The 21,491-nt window shown below is 48.0% G+C and carries 13 protein-coding genes; 9 read left to right on the top strand and 4 right to left on the bottom strand.

The window, feature by feature from the left end; all coding sequences use genetic code 11:
* Positions 1-86 precede the first annotated feature (86 nt).
* Positions 87-4,433 (top strand): transporter substrate-binding domain-containing protein, encoded by a 4,347-nt coding sequence (locus MD588_RS05980; protein WP_265696058.1) that lies wholly within the window; start codon positions 87-89, stop codon positions 4,431-4,433.
* A 94-nt stretch (positions 4,434-4,527) separates the two neighbouring features.
* On the opposite strand, the gene MD588_RS05975 is transcribed toward MD588_RS05980, so the two are convergent.
* Complete coding sequence (locus MD588_RS05975; RefSeq protein ID WP_265696056.1) at positions 4,528-4,869, bottom strand: Grx4 family monothiol glutaredoxin; 342 nt, start codon at positions 4,867-4,869, stop codon at positions 4,528-4,530.
* Between the two features lie 657 nt (positions 4,870-5,526).
* On the opposite strand from MD588_RS05975, the gene sodB reads away from it, so the two are divergent.
* Positions 5,527-6,114, top strand: a complete 588-nt coding sequence (gene sodB / locus MD588_RS05970) for a superoxide dismutase [Fe] (protein WP_265696053.1) — start codon at positions 5,527-5,529, stop codon at positions 6,112-6,114.
* Positions 6,115-6,196: 82 nt separating this feature from the next.
* Here the strand turns inward: sodB and asd are convergent, their stop codons facing one another.
* Positions 6,197-7,312 (bottom strand): aspartate-semialdehyde dehydrogenase, encoded by a 1,116-nt coding sequence (gene asd / locus MD588_RS05965; protein ID WP_265696110.1) that lies wholly within the window; start codon positions 7,310-7,312, stop codon positions 6,197-6,199.
* Positions 7,313-8,114: 802 nt separating this feature from the next.
* On the opposite strand from asd, the gene nhaC reads away from it, so the two are divergent.
* From nhaC to fldA, 7 genes are all read left to right on the top strand, one after another.
* Positions 8,115-9,554 carry a Na+/H+ antiporter NhaC gene (gene nhaC, locus MD588_RS05960; RefSeq protein WP_265696052.1) on the top strand — a complete coding sequence of 480 codons (1,440 nt, stop codon included), beginning with the start codon at positions 8,115-8,117 and terminating at the stop codon, positions 9,552-9,554.
* Positions 9,555-10,266: 712 nt separating this feature from the next.
* Entirely contained in the window at positions 10,267-10,998 is a 732-nt protein-coding gene (locus MD588_RS05955) for a nucleoside recognition domain-containing protein (RefSeq protein WP_265696050.1), read from the top strand.
* Positions 10,998-11,459, top strand: a complete 462-nt coding sequence (locus MD588_RS05950) for a YjiG family protein (protein WP_265696049.1) — start codon at positions 10,998-11,000, stop codon at positions 11,457-11,459. Before MD588_RS05955 ends, MD588_RS05950 begins: the two co-directional genes overlap by 1 nt.
* Positions 11,460-11,543: 84 nt before the next feature.
* Positions 11,544-12,680, top strand: coding sequence for a M20 family metallopeptidase (locus tag MD588_RS05945; protein ID WP_265696048.1), 1,137 nt, complete (start codon positions 11,544-11,546; stop codon positions 12,678-12,680).
* 534 nt (positions 12,681-13,214) lie between these two features.
* Entirely contained in the window at positions 13,215-14,564 is a 1,350-nt protein-coding gene (gene hcp, locus MD588_RS05940) for a hydroxylamine reductase (protein ID WP_265696047.1), read from the top strand.
* A 165-nt stretch (positions 14,565-14,729) separates the two neighbouring features.
* Positions 14,730-18,302: a pyruvate:ferredoxin (flavodoxin) oxidoreductase gene (gene nifJ, locus MD588_RS05935; RefSeq protein ID WP_265696045.1), complete on the top strand. Its 3,573-nt coding sequence runs from the start codon at positions 14,730-14,732 to the stop codon at positions 18,300-18,302.
* A gap of 81 nt (positions 18,303-18,383) precedes the next feature.
* Entirely contained in the window at positions 18,384-18,878 is a 495-nt protein-coding gene (fldA, locus tag MD588_RS05930; RefSeq protein WP_265696044.1) for a flavodoxin FldA, read from the top strand.
* A gap of 102 nt (positions 18,879-18,980) precedes the next feature.
* On the opposite strand, the gene MD588_RS05925 is transcribed toward fldA, so the two are convergent.
* Complete coding sequence (locus tag MD588_RS05925; RefSeq protein WP_265696043.1) at positions 18,981-19,340, bottom strand: nitrous oxide-stimulated promoter family protein; 360 nt, start codon at positions 19,338-19,340, stop codon at positions 18,981-18,983.
* 112 nt (positions 19,341-19,452) lie between these two features.
* On the bottom strand, positions 19,453-21,282 hold the full coding sequence (locus MD588_RS05920) for an Hpt domain-containing protein (protein WP_265696042.1): 1,830 nt from the start codon (positions 21,280-21,282) through the stop codon (positions 19,453-19,455).
* Positions 21,283-21,491: the final 209 nt, after the last annotated feature.

Genomic DNA, 21,491 nt, shown 5'->3' with positions numbered 1-21,491 from the left:
CGCTCCCCCTGAAAGACCGCATGATACAGAGTGATATCAACAAGTGCAGCTCAAGGAAAATAGCGACAGGAATGTAAGGAATAACGATGAAGATACTCTATCGCTGGTCCAGATACTTCACCACTAGCTGCGGCCTGATCTTCGTTCTTTGGGCTGTGGTTGCCCAGGCTGAACCACCGTTGACAGCCCCCCCTGCGGTCAGCAAACCCCACATTCGTGTGGGCTTACCCAGCTTCAGCTTCCCTCCCTATACCTATATTACGGAGAAGATATCCCCACAAGCAGCAATAAATAAGCATACTACTAGCAGCAAGCGGGTTGACGGGCTACTCATTGATGTTCTTGATCAAGTTGCCAAGCATGCCGATTTCACCTACGACATCATTCTTTTTCCAACCTATGATGATGTCATTGCCGCCTTCCAGGCTAATGAGCTTGATCTTCTCCCCGGTGTCACTTCAACCTTTAGCCGGCAACAGTACATGGCCTTCAGCGAACCAATGTTTTCAATTCGGCGAGCAGTGATCACCCAAGGAAAGCCCATCAACCAATATCAGGAACTTGATGGCAAGCAGATTGCCATTGAACAAGGGTTTGCCTTACAAGAACTGTTACCTAGCTTAATACCTGAAACAACTTTATTCTCAGTCGCCGACAGTCAACATGCTATAGAAGCGATCCAATCCGGAAAGGCTGATGGCTATATCGGAGATTCAGTCGTTCTGTCTGACTTATTACAGCTACAAAATGACACCTCACTGGAGCTGTCAATTCTGCCAGGCCTTCCCACCAATCATTTACATTTTGCGACCCAGAAAGGTAAGCACAAGCTGCTTAGCAGAATCAATTTCGCACTTGAAGACATAAAAGCCCACACCCTAAAAGCCATTTACAATCAATGGCTCACCCCAGAACAAATCAACATGTTCACGAATTATGGTCAGTTACGATTAACCGCAGAAGAAAGAGGCTGGCTGGATAAAAATCCCTATCTCACCATAGGGGTTCGCGACAACTGGGCCCCATATGACTACCTTAATACCCAAAATGCCCATACCGGCCTAACTGCAGATTTACTCACCATTCTTAGCAACGAACTTGGGGTAAAGTTTAAGATCAGCAGCCAAAAGCAATTTTCAGATCTTAATCAGGCTTTTCTTGACGGTGAGCTGATGATGCTCTCTGCCCTCTCACAGACAGCGGCACAAGAGAAACTGATGTATTTTTCTAGCCCTTATGTCAGCGAGCCTTGGGTACTATTTGCCCCGGCAGAAGAAAAAATAGATACCCTTTTTAGCAACAACAGATTGAAAGTGGCTATCATTGCCGACACCTCAGGGGCAGAACTGCTGCCAAGCCTGTGTAGTGAATGTGTACCGATATCCTATATCAATCAGCTTTCCGCCTTTCAAGCTTTGCAAAAAGAGGAAGTTGACCGGGTTCTGACTTCACTGCATCACGCCTCCCCCCTACTCCAGTCAGACTATATTGGCCAGTTCAAAATGATTGGCCAGATTGAAGAGAAAAACTTAGTACCGCTACGTTTTGCGATCAATTTTCGCCACCCGATCCTACTCAATATTATCAACAAAGCGATCAGCGCTATCCCCCCCAAAGAACTAAAGCGACTGGAAAACAAGTGGCTGACCTTTGAATACCAGGAAGGTTTGGCACCACGGGAAGTAGCGAAATGGGCAGGAATTATTACACTGTTCACCCTCGTGGTCATTATCGCCATCATCTGCTGGAATCGCAAAATGGCCGAAGAAATTCAACAGCGAAAAGCCGCTGAAAAACGAGCCAAACGAGCAGAAAAACGTCTTCAGCACCTTGCCGATAACCTTGACGGCGTTGTACTACAACATATCCAGCTCAGCCCTGAACACCCCTTCGATATTTACTACAGCTTCGTCAGTGCCGGAGTTAAAGAGCTCTTGGGAGTTTCAGCCACGTCTATCAAAGAGCGCCCTGAAACACTGCTTAACCTGCTAGAGGGCCTTGATATGGCCGAGCTGAAGCAAAGTATGCTCCAGGCAATAAACGTCGGGCACTGGAGCCGCGAGCAACAACTTAAATGCTATCAGGGCAAACTAAAATGGGTACAGTTTAATAGCCGGATCACTCCCCGAGAAGACGGTGGTTTTTACTGGAATACCGTCGCTACCGATATAACGCTTCTTAAGCAACAGCAGCTGGCTATCGAAAATGCACGGCAAAAAGCTGAAATCGCGACCGCAGCTAAATCACAGTTCCTTGCCACTATCAGCCATGAAGTACGTACTCCAATCAGCGGCATTCTTGGCCTGTTGGAGCTTATGGCCGATCAGCCTCTCAATGATGAACTGATTAACCTGCACGGCGGACTAACCCAGTCAGCCCGAAATATGCTCCATATCGTCAATGATGTCCTTGACTATTCAAAGATTGAAGCCGGCAAACTGGAGCTCACCCCAACTAACATCGAGCTGGGCAAGGTACTTGCTCGCATCATTCAGCCGCAGTCTATCCATGCCCAACAAAAGAACCTCGCCTTCCAGTACTGGCAGGATCCTACATTGGCTGGCTGGCACTTTGCCGATGATATTCGGCTCCATCAAATCCTGAATAACTTCCTGAATAATGCGATCAAGTTTACTGAACAAGGCACAATCGGCCTGAGTATAGATGTTCTTCATGAACATGATTCAGATAACCAACCAAACCAGCAAGTTATCCGCTTCACCATCAGCGACACCGGGATAGGGATCTCACCGGAACAGCAGAAAACCCTGTTCAGGCCATTTGAACAAGCCGATCAAAGCACCAGCCGACGTTTCGGCGGCACCGGCCTTGGATTAGCAATCGCCCGTAAGCTCATCGAGCAAATGCATGGAAAGATCAGCCTCAGCAGCCAGCTAGGCAAAGGTAGCCAGTTTAGTGTCACCGTCACTTTACCGCTGGGTGAGCCGGATACGAGCATAGCGTCAATACAACCAAAGAGCGTTGACACTTCAGTTACTGAGCACCTCGACGGCAATAGTCTGATCATTGGTTATTTCATCCAGCGCGAAGAGCTATATCGCTACCTGCAACACTTGCACCTTGAACCTAAAATGCTGACGCTAGATCACCCGAAGATACTGAAAGAAGAGGCCTTGAATCACCAGCCCAGCTATATCTTTATCGCCATGGCCATCTGGCAGCAACTTGGTATTGATGAGCAATGGCTAAAAGAGCATCTACCAAACGTCAAGGTTATTATCATCAACCAAAACCCGATGCTATCGCCCGAGCCTATCGGCCAGCAGTGGTGCCTATCTGTCAACCCACTGCTTCCAGACAACCTCAAACATGTACTGACCAAACCTATCAGCGAAATCCAGACCGAGCTGTCTGACTTTGTGCTAACCGACAGAATGACAGAAAGCCGGGAGTCTGCCGAAGCTAACGGAAGATTAATTCTCGTTGCCGAAGATCATCCAATCAACCGGCAAGTCATCTCCAAGCAGCTAGAGAAAATCGGCATTCATGCCGATATCGTTGAAAACGGATTTCAAGCCATTGAAGCGACGAAAAATCATCGATATGGCCTCTTGCTTACTGACTGCCACATGCCAGAGATGGATGGGTATACGCTGGCGGCAACTATCCGGCAACAGGAACGCTACGCCATCGAGGCTGAAAATAGCGACAACTTGACGTCTAGCGAACTACTGAAAAGATTTGGTCCCACCATAAGCAACTCATATTGGCGGCAGCATGCAATAAATACGACTCAGGGAGTTCTTGTCGCAGGTTTACCAATCATAGCCCTGACAGCAAACGCGATACAGGGAGAAGATAACCGCTGCTATGAGATGGGGATGAATGACTTTCTGATTAAACCCGTTTCTGCTGCAAAGCTAAAAGAAGTCCTGTGGAAATGGTTAAACGCCGAGATACAAGATCAGGGCAGCACGAATCAAGAGCCACAAGCAGAGCAACAATACTGTGCCAATGAGTTTCTTGACCTATTTAGCGCTATCGACGAGCAACTTGCCATTAAGGCAACTGATAAAGGCTCCGAACACTCATTCCCACAACCCGTATTGACGACTGGCAAAAGTCATTCGGTAGCACACATACAACACCAGTCATCCGTGCTTGATGAGCAGCAAATCCTATTACTGTTTGAAGATAAAGAAGTGGTAGAAAAACTAATGGCCGAGTTCAGACAAAACCACCTGCAGGATTTCACTCTACTTGAACAGGCTATCAGCGAATGCAACCAGGAAAAAATCAGTCTCATTGCCCACAGGATGAAAGGAGCATCGCGGATGCTGGAATGCGAGGCGTTGGCTGCACCACTTGAGTCAATTGAAACCGCAGCGAATTTAAACCAGTTCAGCATTGAAAATACGGCATATCGCACCCTAAAAGAGCTAACTGTGCAACTTCTGAATGAAGAGGCATAATTTACGGAACTGTAATACCAAACTAAGAATAGCCATAAAAAAGCCCCGACTACAGTCGGGGCTTTCACATTATCAAATCTTTCCTAAACGGAAATTACTCCGCTGCTGCTTCGCCGTCACGGCGCTCAGCTGCTTCTTTGATCATTGGCTGTAGTTCGCCTTTCTGGAACATCTCAAGAATGATGTCACAGCCGCCGATTAGCTCGCCTTCAATCCATAGCTGAGGGAACGTCGGCCACTGAGCATACGCTGGTAACTCAGCACGAATATCTGGGTTTTGCAGAATATCGACATAAGCAAACTTTTCACCACACGCCATCAGTGCTTGAGATGCCTGAGATGAAAAACCACAGCTTGGCAGTTTTGGTGAACCTTTCATATACAACAGAATTGAGTTTTCAGCGATCTGTTGTTTAATTTTGTCGATGGTTTCCATAGCTTCCTCTTACGACACTTACTTATAAGTTGAATTTCACAGGCATCATTCTACTTTGTCATGACTCGGAAAAAAACGCCTAATATTTATATGGGTATTATATACCCAAGCTACCTCAAGATGCTCGTTTCAGCGAGAATGACTGGGTGGGTAGGTCGGGCCGCGTAGGCAAGGCGCTGACTGAAGACATAGCCGTTCTACGTTAAAAAGCAGCAACACAGCATACCAGCCCAGTCAACTCGCCCTTCGGGAGTGATTCAGCAAGCCCATTTCAGTGTCAAACGACGTAAAAATGAGCCCACCATTCCTGCCGTCATTTCCCTTGAACTGGACATGCTGATATCACTCTGAATCCTGCATCTTGAGGTAGTTTGGGTATAAAGACCAAACTGAACAATTGTCAGAGCCTCGCAGCTAACAATTTAGTTTGATATTAGCTGGATAACCTCTGCCAAGATGCTATTTTTACTATTTAGGGGTTTTAATAAAGTAAAAACTTGCTAAAATGCCTCTGCAGTCACATTACAGTGCTATATCAACCAGTATAGTGCTTCAATGTGATTGATATCAGTCAGTTTCAAATAATAAGTAGGCCTGAAGTCTACTGGAAGCAATGTCGGGGGGCTTGTCCCCAAAATCAAAATGGAGAACCGAGCAATGGCATTCGAATTACCAGCTCTACCGTACGCTATCAACGCACTTGAGCCACACATCTCTCAGGAAACGCTTGAATACCACCACGGCAAGCACCACAACACATATGTTGTTAAACTAAACGGTCTAGTTGAAGGCACAGAACTAGCAGAGAAATCTCTGGAAGAAATCATCAAGACTTCACCTGCTGGCGGCGTGTTTAACAATGCAGCTCAGATCTGGAACCACACTTTCTACTGGCACTGCCTAAGCCCTAATGCTGGCGGCGAGCCAACAGGTGAAGTTGCAGACGCAATTGCTAAAACATTCGGTTCTTTTGAAGAATTCAAAACTAAGTTCACTGATTCAGCAATCAACAACTTTGGCTCATCTTGGACTTGGCTTGTTAAGAAAGCTGACGGCTCTCTAGACATCGTAAACACGTCGAACGCAGGTACTCCACTAACAGAAGAAGGTGTTACTCCACTTCTAACTGTTGACCTATGGGAACACGCTTACTACATCGACTACCGCAACCTACGCCCTGACTACATGAATGCATTCTGGGCACTGGTTAACTGGGAATTCGTAGCGAAAAACCTAGCAGCTTAATCCTGGCTAATTCAAATAAAAACGCCTGCAATTCAATTGCAGGCGTTTTTTTATTCATACTTTTCTAAGAAAAGGCTGGAAATTACTGCTTCTCAGCCAGAATAATACGTAGTGTACGACGTAGTGGCTCCGCCGCCCCCCACAACAACTGATCACCAACGGTAAAGGCATTAAGGTAATCATCCCCCATTGCTAGTTTACGCAGGCGACCAACAGGAACTGACAGCGTCCCCGTCACTTTTGTCGGGCTTAGCTCCTGAACCGTCACATCGCGATCATTCGGAACCACTTTCACCCAATCGTTGTGAGAAGCGATCATCTCTTCGATTTCATCCAGTGGCACATTCTTCTTCAGCTTCAATGTCAGGGCCTGGCTGTGACAACGCATTGCCCCAATACGCACACAAGTCCCGTCAATTGGGATCGGATTATTGTCCAAGCCCAGGATCTTGTTGGTTTCCACCGAGCCTTTCCACTCTTCCTTACTCTGGCCGTTTTCACGCTTCACATCGATCCAAGGGATCAGAGAGCCTGCTAGCGGAACACCAAACTCTTGCGCAGGGAAGTCAGCAGAGCGCATGGCTTCGGCAACCTTGTGGTCAATGTCCAGGATCGAGGTCGCCGGATTGGCCATTTCGCTAGATACCGCATCATTAATCACCCCCATCTGGGAGATCAACTCGCGCATATTCTTCGCACCGGCACCAGATGCCGCCTGATAGGTCTGTGATGTCATCCACTCAACCAGACCAGCCTCATACAAGCCACCAACTGCCATCAACATCAAACTAACTGTACAGTTACCACCGGTGAAAGTATTGGTACCAGTGTGAATACCCTGTTTTATCTGATCAAAGTTAACCGGATCAAGGGCAATGATTGCGTCCTCTTTCATCCGCAATGTAGAGGCTGCATCAATCCAGTAACCTTTCCAGCCAGCCTGACGCAGCGCTGGGAACACCTTCTCGGTATAACTCCCCCCCTGGCAGGTAATAATGGCATCGAGTTTCTTTAGGCTTTCAATATCGAAAGCATCTTGCAGTACACCTGCGTCTTTACCGAAGTTTGGCGCCGGAATCCCGACTTGTGACGTAGAAAAGAATACAGGCTCAATAACGTCGAAGTCTCCCTCTTCAACCATACGCTGCATCAACACGGAACCAACCATGCCACGCCAACCAACCAGACCAACTTTCATCATTGTTACTACACTCCCTGTTCAGAATTACATAATCAAGTTACCAGTCGGCAAAGCTATCTGGTCTGCTCAGCTAACAAGCGGCAGATAGTTGTGCCCACTGGTATCACTCCATCTATAGAGATTTAGGCTGTGAAAAACAAGCAGAATCTGCATGAAACGCATAAAAAAAAGCCCATAACCGGAATAACTGTCAATTAAGCCGGGTAAAAATGCCTTTGATCATTCAGTAAATATATACCTTTTGCCAGCAACAAAAATGGGCTAGAAAACAATCTACATTTGTATAATTAGCCAGCCAAACCACACAAGAAAGGGGATTTTACAAACCAAAATGCAATATCTTCCATTAACATAATAAACAGTATCAATTCACTATTTTTGAAAAACAACTCACACCCTGATAACCTATAAATCTTATGTTATTTGGGCTTTTCATCTACCCAATTGCTCATTTAGTGGGTATTAAGACCATAAATAAAGGAAAATTTAAAAAAGGAAATATATTTATAGAACAGTTAAAAAACAACCAAAGCACACTAAAAACACCAAAATTTAACAACTTTTAAAAGAGTTAATATTATTTTTTTCGAAGTTTATAGTGCCGATTGGTTGAGGTCACAGAAAAACACAATATCTATCGCGGTACCCAGTGCATTCGGATAGAGTAGCGCTGAAACAACATGAGTACCCTAAATGAGTGACTCAATAGTCATAAAAATTATTAATTATTAGCCTCAACTAGAGGTTAATTCAGGGTTTTTCCCACATTTTACAGGCTCGAACTAACAAGGTTAGATGTATGAACAAACAGACTGTGAAACTTCCATCGCTTATACAAGTCATTGTTGCGTTGGGAATATTTCTTGCGCTGGCATTCTCTTTCACCGCAAAACTTGATTTACCCATCCAGCTGGCACTGTACATCGGCTGGTTCATCATCATGGCACTCGGTATCAAACTTGGCCATGACTATAAGTCGCTAGAACAAGCGGCAACTAAAGGTATTTCCAACGGCCTAGGTGCCGTACTGATCCTGCTTGCCGTTGGCGCATTGGTTGGTACCTGGATTGCCGGTGGTATTGTTCCGACTATCATTTACTATGGCCTGAAAGCCATCCACCCATCTATCTTCCTGCTAGCGACAATGATCATCTGTTCGCTTACAGCGCTGGCGACAGGTACATCTTGGGGCGCGGCGGGTACGGCAGGTATTGCCATGATGGGTATTGGTCAAGGTCTGGGCATCCCAGCACCAATGACTGCCGGTGCGGTACTGTCAGGCTGTTACTTCGGTGACAAGATGTCTCCGCTATCTGACTCAGTGATCCTGGCGTCTTCTATGTCTAACGTAGAAATCATGGAACACATCAAGGGCATGCTGCCAATTGCACTGATCAGCTACATCATCACAGGTATCCTGTTTACGGCTGTAGGCTTCCACTACGCGGGCAATGTTGACATGTCTCAGGTTGAGTCTGTTATTGCCGCAATGGATCAGCAGTTTGTGATTTCTCCATTCTCATTCGTGCCGGTTATTATCGTTCTAGCCCTTCTGGCAATGCGACTACCTTCATTCCCAGTGATTTCACTAGGTTCTCTGCTAGGTATTGTTTGGGCGGTTATGATTCAGGATATGGATCCACTTGCTGCATTCAATACAGCTTGGGCTCCGTTCTCAATCAGCTCTGGCGTTGACTTTATCGATGCAATCCTAAACCGTGGCGGCATGTCTTCTATGCTAGGCTCGGTAGCAGTTATCGTATTCGGTCTTGGCTTTGGTGGCCTGCTGGATAAAGTTGGTGTTCTGCAGACAATTGCTAAGCTGTTCGAAAAACGTGTTAACTCTGCAGGTAGCCTGTCAGTATCAACAATTGCAACGGCATTCCTAGGTAACGTATTCGGCTCGGCGATGTATGTGTCGCTTATCCTGACTCCTAAGATCTGTGCCAAGAACTACGACCGTCTTGGCTACCAGCGCAAGAACCTGTCTCGTAATGCCGAATTCGGTGGTACGCTGACTTCTGGTATGGTGCCTTGGAGTGATAACGGTATCTACATGGCAAGTATCCTGGGCGTGGCGACCTTCTCTTACGCACCGTTCATGTGGCTAAGCTTTGTATGTATCATCGTAACAATTGTTTCTTCTTACATGGGCTGGTTCGTTGACCGTTGCCCACCAACAGCAACGGCTGATACAGAAGAAGAAATCGAAGGTGTTACCCAGCAGCAAACTGCTTAATACCTTGCCAAGAAATGATAAAAAGCGCCTTAGGGCGCTTTTTTTGTATCGATAGACTCCTGTGGTCCTGTGGTCCTGTGGTCCTGTGGTCCTGTGGTCCTGTGGTCCTGTGGTCCTGTGGTCCTGTGGTCCTGTGGTCCTGTGGTCCTGTGGTCCTGTGGTCCTGTGGTCCTGTGGTCCTGTGGTCCTGCAAGGCAGACTCTCCGAACATCAATACTTGGTCAAGCCCTTACTCTTTCCTAGGACCTTTTCTTCCAAGAACCGGCTTCCCCCCTTCGCATCATGAATTAATTTGTAAATATTTATTAATAACAGCTATAATACACTGGACATGATAAAACAATGACAATACACACCGCAAAAAACATCATAAACACACCATCTACTTAATTTTTACCAAACACAACCAACTAATTAATAAGATAAAAACATATAAATTCCGTCAATATGAGAGCCTTGATTATTAACCATTATTAACAGCTTATTAATGGCGATCTAGATCACAAATAATCACTCATAACTCCTAAGTGTTATCTTTCAGTAGCACATATTGACCCCAATCAATTTCTTCGCCAAACAATTAGCGAAAATAGCCTCGTTTTTATTTTTCTGCGCACAAACACTCATATCAAAATGTGAAAAGTTTTGAACAGAGATAGTTTGTAGCCAGTTGATTCGCGATAGCGATTTAGATTTTTATGAGGTTACATTTATGAGCAATCCAGCGGAGCAAGGCCGCAAAGTCACGATCGGCAGTTACATTGCCCTCGCCTTTGCCGTGGTCTTTTTCTCGGGCCTACTACAATCCAACGAATGGTATGGTGTATTTGACTTCACCACACTCAATGGCTCGTTTGGTAATGTTGTTTACTCCGTAAACGAAACGGCAGATGGCATCCAGACCGCGGCAACATCTATGCGTGGTAAAGGCGGCAGCGGTGCCCGTGACGGCTTCCTTTTTGCTCTGACTCTTATCCCGACAGTAATGTTCGCGCTAGGCATGATCAACGTACTTGAACATTACGGCGCGCTGGATGCGGCTCGCAAACTGCTGACTCCTCTACTACGCCCTCTAATGGGTATTCCGGGCAACTCTGGCCTGGCACTTATCGCCTCACTGCAAAGTACCGATGCCGGTGCCGCAATGACGCGCCAGTTAAAGGATGAAGGCCACCTGACAAAACGAGAAACTGACGTGTTCACTATGTTCCAGTTCTCTGCAGGTGCTGCCATCGTTAACTTTTTCTCTTCAGGCGCCGTACTATTTACCCTGACCAATATGGATGGCACACCAGCCGTGACATCTTCTATTGGTTTGGCTGTCGCCGTTATGTTCATCTTTAAGTTTGTCGGTGCCAACATGTTCCGCCTATACCTGAACATCACCGAAGGCAAAGAAGATAAAACAGAGCAAAAAAATGAACTAAAAGAGGAAGCGGCATAATGACAACGGCAAAGAAACCGATGGTGACCGACATTTTCGTAGAAGGCGCCAAAAAAGGTTGGACGATTGCAACGACCTCTACCGTTCCTAACGTACTGATGGCTTTCGTTATTATCAAAGCACTGCAAATCACAGGCGCTCTGGATGCGATGGGCAGCCTGTTCTCCCCTATCATGGCGGTATTTGGCTTGCCAGGTGAAGCTGCTGCAGTATTGATTGGTGCCTGGATGTCGATGGGCGGTGCTGTTGGTGTCGTTATTACTCTGTTTGACCAAGGTATCTTGAATGGACAACACATTGCTATTCTTGCCCCGGCCATCTATCTAATGGGCTCCCAGGTTCAGTATATGGGTCGCATTATGGGTCCTATCGGCACAGAAGGTCGTTACATTCCGGTAATGATTGCCCTATCGGTGCTGAACGCCTTTGCTGCCATGTTTGTCATGAACATCCTGGTATAACAATTCTCCAAGAAGGGGGCTCGATAGCCCCCTCTTCCTGTTGCTATTCCTACCCTGTTAAGGGTGCATCTCTCAGGAGTTACTATGAATTTATCACAGCAAGACTTTTCTCTAGAGCAATACCTAGAAGAACTACGCCCGCTTATTGATGTTGACTGCGGTACGCTAACCAAAGAAGGTATCGAAGTTATTGCCAACCAGATGGAAAAAAAATATCTGGATTTAGGCTGGTATGTTAAGCGTGTTGATTGCGGTATCGCAGGTACAGGCCTGGAAGTTCGCAACAAACCGGACTGCATCGACATTGATGTAATGATGGTTGGCCACATGGATACCGTGTTCCCTGTAGGTACGGTAGCTGCGCGCCCAATGACATTCGATGAGAAACGTGCCTACGGTCCGGGCGTTTCAGACATGAAATCTGGCCTGCTAAATGTAGTTTATGCACTACGTGAAATGGACAAAGAGACACTGGACAAGCTGTCTATCTGTATCTGCATGAACCCGGATGAAGAAATTGGTTCGCTTCACTCAGAAGCATGGCTTAAAAGCGTCGCTGTCAACGCGAAAAATGTACTGGTTGCAGAAGCCGCACGTGCCGATGGTTCGCTGGTTAAAGCCCGTAAAGGGATGGCACGCTACCGCTTAACATTCGCAGGTAAAGCCGCTCACGCTGGTAACGAACCGCAAAATGGCCGCAGTGCAATCACTGAAATGGCAAACTGGATTCTTGGTATTAATAGCCTAACTAACTTTGAAACCGGAACGACCCTGAACGTAGGGATTGTTAAAGGCGGTGCTGGCGCGAATATTGTTCCGGATCTGGCTGAAGCAGTGGTCGACGTCCGTTTCTGGGACAACGACGAATATGCTGAGGCTGATGCCAAAATTCGTGCGATGGCTGAAGCCCCGTTTGTTGACGGCGTGACCGTTACTGTTGATCGTGAAGCTCACAAACCATCAATGGTACCGACAGAGAAAACAGAAGCACTGATGGCTCTAGTTGAAGAATCAGGCAAAGAGTTAGGTATCGATATCAAGTGGCAGGAAGTTGGCGGTGGCTCAGATGCAAACCTGACGGCAGTACTGGGCATCCCGACACTTGATGGCCTTGGCCCTGCAGGAGCTGGTTTCCACAGTGCAGATGAATATCTGGAGTTGGATACCATTGCACCTCGCATCCAATTGCTGAAAAAAGTACTGACAAAAATTGCTGGCTAATCTCTCCAGTTAATTTTCATCCCCAAGGGCGTTAACCGCGCCCTATTTCAACCGATACAAAATGTCAGTTCGCTCAGCCTCGCATTGAGAACTCCGGCGCCGATTACCTGTATACCTTTTCATAAATTTTGCTCTGACAGCACACAGATGACGCTGGGACTCTTGTATTGCAGCTTTACGCAGCTTCTGTTCAATTTTGCACGCCTTCATAGCTAGCCTCGATATACTTCTATCAGGGTTATGCCAGCAACATATTGTGTGAGTTAAACCAACGGGCCATACAGGTGAGAATGAGTTGCTGAGCATCCTATCAAAAGCATAATATATGCGCTCTTGCTCGCTCAACCCCTTTTACCAAATCCTGACAAAGCCATACAGCTTGCTGTATTTTTGCTCACCCCTTCAAAGTTTCATTTTGAATGCATGTTCCTTTTGGCAAATAATGATCCTGATCAATGACTCAGCATATTCAGTACCTATATCCTTCCCCCTTATAAAGTTGCACAATAAATATACCTTTTAAGGAATGCAGTAATGTCGAACCTAGCAATGTTTTGTCACCAGTGCTCTATGGCCCAGAGTGGTGGTTGTGGTAGCACCGGAAAAACTCAGGGAACATGTGGTAAAGACGATACCCTTTCTCGCCTTCAGGATATTATGATCTTTGGCCTAAAAGGCCTGTCAGCCTATCGTACCCACGCCGATGATCTCGGTGCCGATACGAAGTCTGTAGATGATGTTATTGCTGAAACGCTGTATTTTACGCTGACCAACGTTAACTTCAGCTTTGACCAGCATATCGCCCAACTAATGAAGATTGGCGGTGCTGGCAGCGAAATGATGTCTCGCCTTGGCGAAGCACATCACGGTCGACTTGGGATCCCTACTCCCGTTTGCGTACCGCAGAACAAAGCCGAAGGTAAAGGTATCCTAGTAACAGGTCACGACCTTGAACTACTTGAGCGCCTGCTAATTGCCACAGAAGGCAAAGGGATTAACATCTATACCCACTCTGAGATGCTGCCGGCTCATGGCTACCCTGAGCTACGCAAGTACAGCCACCTTAAAGGTAACATTGGTAAAGCTTGGTTCGACCAGAAACAACTGTTCCAGAAGTGGAACGGCACGATCATCGTTACCACAAACTGTATCGTACCGCCGACAGGCCGTGCTGATTACGCCGACCGTCTATACAGCTACGGAATTGTCGGTATCGACAACTGCCGCCAGCTTGAAGATGACTTTGCGCCACTGATCGAACAGACGTTAAGCCTGCCCGATATCGAAGGCTTCGACAGCGAAGATACCCTGATGACCGGCCATAACTACAAGACGATTCTTGGCTTGGCTCCGCAAATCCTGGACGCGGTTAATGCAGGTAAAATCAAACAGTTCTTCGTCGTTGCCGGTTGTGATAAACCAGGCAAGCCGAATGACTACTTCCGCGATTTGGCACTATCGATTCCTGATGACTGCATTATTCTGACCTCGTCGTGCGGTAAGTTCCGTTTCAACGACCATGACTTCGGTACCGTTCCAGGTACAGAAATCCCTCGCTACCTGGATTTGGGCCAGTGTAACGACAGCTACGGTGCGGTGATGATTGCCCTAGCGCTGAGCGATGCGATGGGTGTTCCGGTCAATGAGCTGCCAGTGAATATCGTTCTATCGTGGATGGAACAAAAAGCAGTGCTGATCCTATTGGCTCTGTTCAACCTGGGTATCCAGAACATCTACCTGGGTCCTAACCCACCAGAGTTCGTCAATGAAGCGATTTTCGAGTTCCTGCAGCAGCAGTTCAACCTGCAGCTAACCGGTAACGTTGAAGACGACCTGGCAAAAATGCTGAACCCTCAACCACAGATTGAGATCGTAGAAGCCTAAGCCGCTTCCTTCTATACGATCTATAGGGCCAGCCTCCCCCTACCCACTCCGAGGTTGGCCCATCTCACAATAATAATGACAGCCAAGCTGAAGCTTGATGGTATTGCCTTAGCCATATCACCCAACTCAGCTAAAACATACAGTGCTTGTTCGCTGGAGTAAGTTATGCCTAAAAAACCGCTGATTGACAGAAAAAACGTCACCTATACTGCGATGGACGGTAATGAAGCCGCAGCTTCAATCGCCTATCGCTGTAATGAAGTAATCGGTATTTACCCTATCACTCCTTCTTCCCCGATGTCCGAAGCTTGCGAGATCTGGGAAAGTCAGGGACAGGAAAACCTATGGGGACAAGTTCCACGCGTCATTGAAATGCAATCAGAAGGTGGCGCTGCAGGCGCGGTCCACGGTGCATTGATGGCCGGCTCGATGGCAACGACCTTCACTTCATCACAGGGTTTGCTGCTTAAAATCCCGAACATGTACAAGATTGCCGGCGAACTGACGCCGTTTGTTATGCATGTAGCTGCCCGTACTCTCGCGACTCACGCGCTCTCTATTTTCGGTGATCACTCAGATGTGATGGCCGTACGCCAAACTGGTTTTGCTATGCTGGCTGCCAACTCGGTACAACAGGCCCATGATTTTGCCCTGATCAGCCAGGCCGCCACGCTGGAGAGTCGGATCCCGTTTGTCCATTTCTTCGACGGATTCCGTACCTCGCATGAAATCAATAAAATCGCGATGATCGACGATGACACGATCCGTCAGATGATCGTGCAGGAACAAATTGATGCCTTCCATCAGCGTGGACTAACACCAGACGCGCCGAGCATTCGCGGAACAGCACAGAATCCTGATACCTTCTTCCAGGCTCGTGAAGCCGCTAATGGTTTCTATCAGGCATGTCCCGATATTGTAGCCGACAAGATGGAACAATTCGCCAGCTTAACCGGCAGGGAATACAAACTGTTTGATTACTACGGGCACCCTGAAGCCACCGATGTCGTAGTTATTATGGGATCGGCCTCCTCGACCGTTGAACAGGCAATTGATCACCTACTGGCAACCGGCCAGAAAGTCGGAATGATCAGCGTTCACCTTTACCGTCCGTTCTCTCTGAAGCATTTCATGTCAGTGCTACCGACCACGGTTCAGCAGCTTGCAGTACTGGATCGCACCAAAGAGCCGGGAGCCATCGGTGATCCCCTATACCTTGACGTAGCCGCCACGATCCAACAAGCTCATGCCGCTAAGCAATACCCGCACCTGCCGGCAATCATGGGTGGGCGCTACGGCTTGTCTTCAAAAGAATTCAACCCAAGCCATGCGGTCAGTATCTTCAGCGCGATGGCTAACAAACAGCTACACCATAACTTTACGGTGGGTATCAACGACGATATCACTCATCTATCGCTGCCAACCGTTCCTGCAATCGATGCAGAACCAGATAACCGCCTGCGCGCACTGTTCTACGGCCTTGGTGCCGACGGTACCGTCAGTGCGAACAAAAACACCATCAAGATCATCGGCGAGAATACCGATTTGCATACGCAGGGCTATTTCGTCTATGACTCGAAGAAATCGGGCGGTACCACCGTCTCGCACCTGCGTTTTGACACCACGCCTGTTGAAGCACCCTATTTAATCGAACAGGCAGAATTTATCGCCTGTCACCAATTCCAGTTCGTCAATAAGCTGGAAATGTTCGAACATGCCGCTCATCAGGGGACTTTGCTGCTTAACAGCCCGCATTCTGCCGATGACGTCTGGGAGCACCTGCCGCAGGAAGTTCAGCAGGTGATCATTGAGAAGCAACTGAACCTATATGTGATTAATGCGGTTGAACTGGCCAGCGAGCTGGGACTGAAAAACCGCCTTAACACCATCATGCAAACGGCCTTCTTTGCACTGAGCGAGCTAATGCCACTGGATCAGGCGATTGCCCAGCTCAAACAAGCTATCGAAAAAAGCTACAGCAAGCGTGGGCCGGCGATTGTCGAAGCCAACCACAATGCCGTCGATGCGACAGTTGCTCGTTTGCAGCAAGTTACTATTCCGCAACAGGCCACCAGCCTGTTCCGCCGCCCGCCAGTGGTCAATGAAAAAGCCCCGGAACTGGTGAAGCGCGTAAGCGCCATGATGATGGCTGACAAAGGTGACCTACTCCCTGTCAGTGCGTTCCCGGTCGACGGCTGCTGGCCAACGGCAACCAGCCAGTGGGAAAAACGGAATATCGCCCAAGAAGTACCAGTCTGGGAAGACGACCTGTGTACCCAGTGCAACATCTGTACGCTAGTCTGCCCGCATGCTGCAATCCGCGCCAAAGCAGTCACCCCGGAAGCATTGGAACTTGCTCCTGAAGGATTCAAGAGCGCCGAGTACAAGCAGCGAGACTTCAAGGGGCAGCAATATACCCTGCAGGTTTCACCGCAAGATTGTACTGGCTGTAATCTCTGTACCACAGCCTGCCCGGCTAGCGATAAGGCAGATCCGTCCCGTAAAGCCATCAATATGGCACCGAAACAACCGGTATTAGAATCGCAGGGCGAGAACTACCAGTTTTTCCTTGAGCTACCTGAGATTGAACGTATTGATATAAAACGTATCGACGCCCGTACCAGCCAGCTATTACAACCACTGTTCGAGTACTCCGGCGCCTGTTCCGGTTGCGGGGAAACCTCGTACGTGAAACTCCTGACCCAGCTATTTGGTGATCGCCTCTTGGTTGCCAATGCAACAGGCTGTTCGTCAATTTATGGCGGTAACCTACCAACCACGCCTTACGCGGTCGATAAGCATGGGCGGGGACCGGCATGGGCAAACTCCCTGTTTGAAGACAACGCCGAATTTGGTCTGGGTATGCGTTTGGCGCTAAACAGCAAGCGTAATAATGCGCTGGGTCTGCTGGAAACTGCTGCCGATTTCCTTCCTGCCGAACTGCTAGAGCAAATTAAGCTGGATGCCTTCGACAGCAGTGAAACTGCGGTTACCCGCCAACGCCAGAACCTAACTCGCTTGCGTGCCGAGCTGCCCTATAGCCACCGCCAGCTGAATGACCGAGCTGATGATTTGGTTGCCAAGAGTAACTGGATTGTCGGTGGTGACGGCTGGGCCTACGACATCGGCTTCGGCGGCCTGGACCATGTATTAGCAGGTAGTGACAACGTCAATGTACTGGTGATGGATACCCAGGGTTATTCCAACACTGGTGGCCAGCAGTCAAAGGCTACCCCTACGGGTGCTGTTGCCAAGTTTGCCACTCAGGGCAAAACCAGCAACGGCAAAGATCTGGCGCTGAATATGATGATGCACGGCAACGTGTATGTGGCCAAGATTGCGCTGGGTGCCAACATGAACCAAACCATCAAGGCGCTGCAGGAAGCCGAGGCCTATCCGGGGCCATCATTGGTGATTGCATACTCGCCATGTATTACCCATGGCTTTGATATGGCCGAAGGCGTCGAGCACCAGCAGCTATTGGTTGAAACCGGGCTATGGCCGCTGTTCCGCTTCGACCCTCGCCGAACGGGCAAAGGTCGAGCCGCACTGCAGATGGATTCCAAGACACCGAAAAAAGACGTCGAGGAACTGATCAGCCGTGAAGCCCGCTTTACCCAGATATTGCGTCGCAACCCTGAACAATATCAGGCCAACCTGGAACGTCTGCGCCAGCAAGTTGCCCATAAGCACTTGCTACTGGAACAGCTTGGCCAGTGGAAACCAGAAAAGAAATAAAGCTTGAAGCGTGGCAGTAATTGCCACGCTCTATACCCAACAGAATTTAACCATCAGCAGAACAATTAGCTGGAGATGAACATGACAAACATTGGTATTTTTTTCGCTAGTGACACAGGCAACACAGAAAAAGTGGCAGAGAAAATCGCGGCCCAGCTGGAACTGGAAGTCAATGATATTGCAGGCTGCAGCAACGAGGTCTTCGATGACTTCAACCTGCTTATCCTAGGCACACCTACTGCCAACTATGGTGAAATGCAGCCAGACTGGGATTGCTTTGTGCCTGAGCTAGAAGATGCTGATTTAAGCGGCAAGAAAATAGCGCTGTTTGGCCTAGGCGATCAGGTGGATTACCCAGATAGCTTCCAGGATGCAATGGGCGACCTGGCCGAACTGATCATCGAAGCAGGTGGTGAGCTAGTCGGCCAATGGCCAACTGACGGCTACGAGTTTAACGATTCACGTGCCGTGAAAGATGGCAAATTTGTCGGTCTGGCACTTGATGAAGATCGCCAGCCAGAGCTCACCGATGACCGTATCGCCACCTGGCTGAATACCCTCGGTCTTACTGCCTAAATTGACTTAGACTGTAAACTTAAAAACAACAAAGGCTGCATTACGCAGCCTTTGTTTTATGTACTATAACCAGCAAGGAGGAAAACCTCGGCGGTACGTTTCTTATCGGACAGATGCCGACTGTGGATCACCAGCATCCGAGGAACGGAAAATGCCAAGCTTAAATTTCAATGCCTGTAGAGGACGCCGCCAAGCAAACTTAGGCATAGACCAGCGCAGTACATGGGAAAAATGCAATCGCTTGGCCGGGTGGTAACACTGGCTTTTACATTGCAGACAGTTAGGCTTGTTCTCACCCAAGCGGCAGCCTGCCACTCGTGCTTCAACATATTCAATAAGCCCTTCACATTCAGGGCAAATAACCGCCCCACGGTGCAGCGTTTTACAGTAAAGGCGAATCATCGCTTTTGCGGTGTCCAGTTCACGCTGCTTACGAACTGAATGTTTGGTTTGAACTATCATAGGGGCGGTATTATCCACCGCAGCCAAAAACAACCATTGATAAAGATCAATTTTGCATAACGAATAGACCATTCTGTCGAAAAGTAGTCTGTACAGTAATACAATATTCCTTCTAAGCCACCACCGCAGGCAGTTCTGCCAAATAACCGGTTGCCGCTCTAACAGTATCATCCAAGATACTGGCTAATTTCCTATACTCAGCATCAGAAACAACCTGTTGCTGCTTATATCGAGACTCGATGCACTCTGCTTGCTGCTTCAAGGCTTCAGCCCCCAAACTTCCCGCGACCCCTTTCAGGCTGTGAACCAGTCGCAACGCATTCTCGCAGATGGCATCCGGTTCACACCGGAACACCAACTGCTGTAGCTTCTTGGCATCGTGGGCATGCTCCTCGATAAAGATCTGCAACAACATTTTGACGGAGTCGGCATCATCATCCATCGTACCCAGCACATAGGCAATGTCGAGTAAAACCAGCGGCTCGATGTTTCTTTCAGCTCTTTGAGGAGCAGTGCCCACAGGCCGCTGCTCGGTCGTAACGCCAAGACAAGCATCGGCTCTATGATTATCTATATCATCACCAACCGGCATTTCCTCGTGACAACCGCCTCCTGGACCTGACTGCAAGAACTCATTGATCGCCGTTTTCAACTCTTCAATAGCCTCACTGAGCTGACGAGCATGATCCGGGTTAATCGCCAGCCCTTGTTTACATCGACGCTCTATATTTCCGGCAACCTGCCGTAACGGTTCAGCGCCGAAGCTACAGGCAATCCCTTTCAAGCTATGGACTATTAAGCCCAATTCAAGGCTTTGCCCATTACTCAAACAGGCTGTAAACCGCTCGGCATCATCGCCATGCTCCTTGAGGAAAATCTCCAACAACATGGCGACGGTATCCCAATCCCCGTCCATGTTATCGAGCAGGCTTTGTGAATCCAGTACCAACTCTTTCTTCCTCGTTCCCTCAACCAGTGAGCCAGTTACAGGCTTTTCAGAAGCTAGATTGGCGCATACAGTGGCATGAGGCGCAAGTTCAGCGGCACGGCTCAATTCGTTTGGCTGTGGGGCTACCTCATTCCGCAGTCCCATAGCCACGGACGCCCCCGCCAGATCTGATTTTCTTCTGATTTTTAAAAGGCTATAGCCGATACAGCAACAACTGATCGCAGCCACGAGTAGGGTCAATAATCTCGTAAATAGGATCAGTTGATGGCTATACTGGATCAGGCTCGTTTTCAGCCCATGCATTTCATCAGAAAACTCACTCTGAATAACCGCGTCTATCACTGAGCGGTACTGAAAATAACGTGCTAGTGCTGCAACCAATGATCTCGTGTCATCCATCACCAGCTGTTTTTCTTCAGCGCCAAGGGATGAGATCTGCGGCTCGAGCTCAAGCCGTATCGCATCCAGTCTATGCAACAACTGCTGCTCCGGAATCGAGGGGCTAGTGTGTAAAGCGGACAAGTAATTAGCCGATAGTTGCTGATAAACCTTAAGGCTATCGACACTGCCCGCCCCGTCTTGCATTCGCTCAGACAACCGTCGAGCTACAAGCTGAAGCATATTATGGGTAAACCAAGCTTGTTCTGCCTGCTCTGCAAACTGCCTGCCATTCAAAACTAAGGTATTGATTTGGCTCACATACTGGTTGCTTTCCCCACTTATTTTCAATTCAAGTAAACGCTGTCGAAGTGGTGCTGATATTTCCTCTATTGGCGAAGACAGGGAATCCGCCGTAACCTGTTGCCTAATCTGCTCGGTTTCAAGTTCGAGTTGGGAAATAGAGCGGACAAGGTTCAAGGTATTCGAGGATAAAAAGGTTAAGTAGCCAAGACCTCCAGCTCCAACCAGAATGCACAGCAACATCAGAGGTAAAACAACCGAAGGGAGTTTTTTTCGCTGGCAATCAGAACTTAGTTCGACCTTTTCGCTCATAGCCGTACCCAGCACTGCTTCTGAGTAAAAGCGAGCTTCTGTTTTTCCACACACTCATTCATATTAACTCCTGTCAACGCTTAACGAAATCCTATCACCCAAGCCAGCAGAACCGATAAGTGAGCCGTAATACGATGTAATCAATAAAAAAACGTCTTAATCGACAAATAGTATTACCAATAACCTTAGTCAACTTGCCAAACATATTC

The organism is Photobacterium obscurum (genome assembly GCF_026191635.1).
Lineage (GTDB): Bacteria > Pseudomonadota > Gammaproteobacteria > Enterobacterales > Vibrionaceae > Photobacterium > Photobacterium obscurum.
The sequence above is the reverse complement of the archived record's forward strand: the minus strand, read 5'-3'. Positions and strand labels throughout refer to the sequence as shown.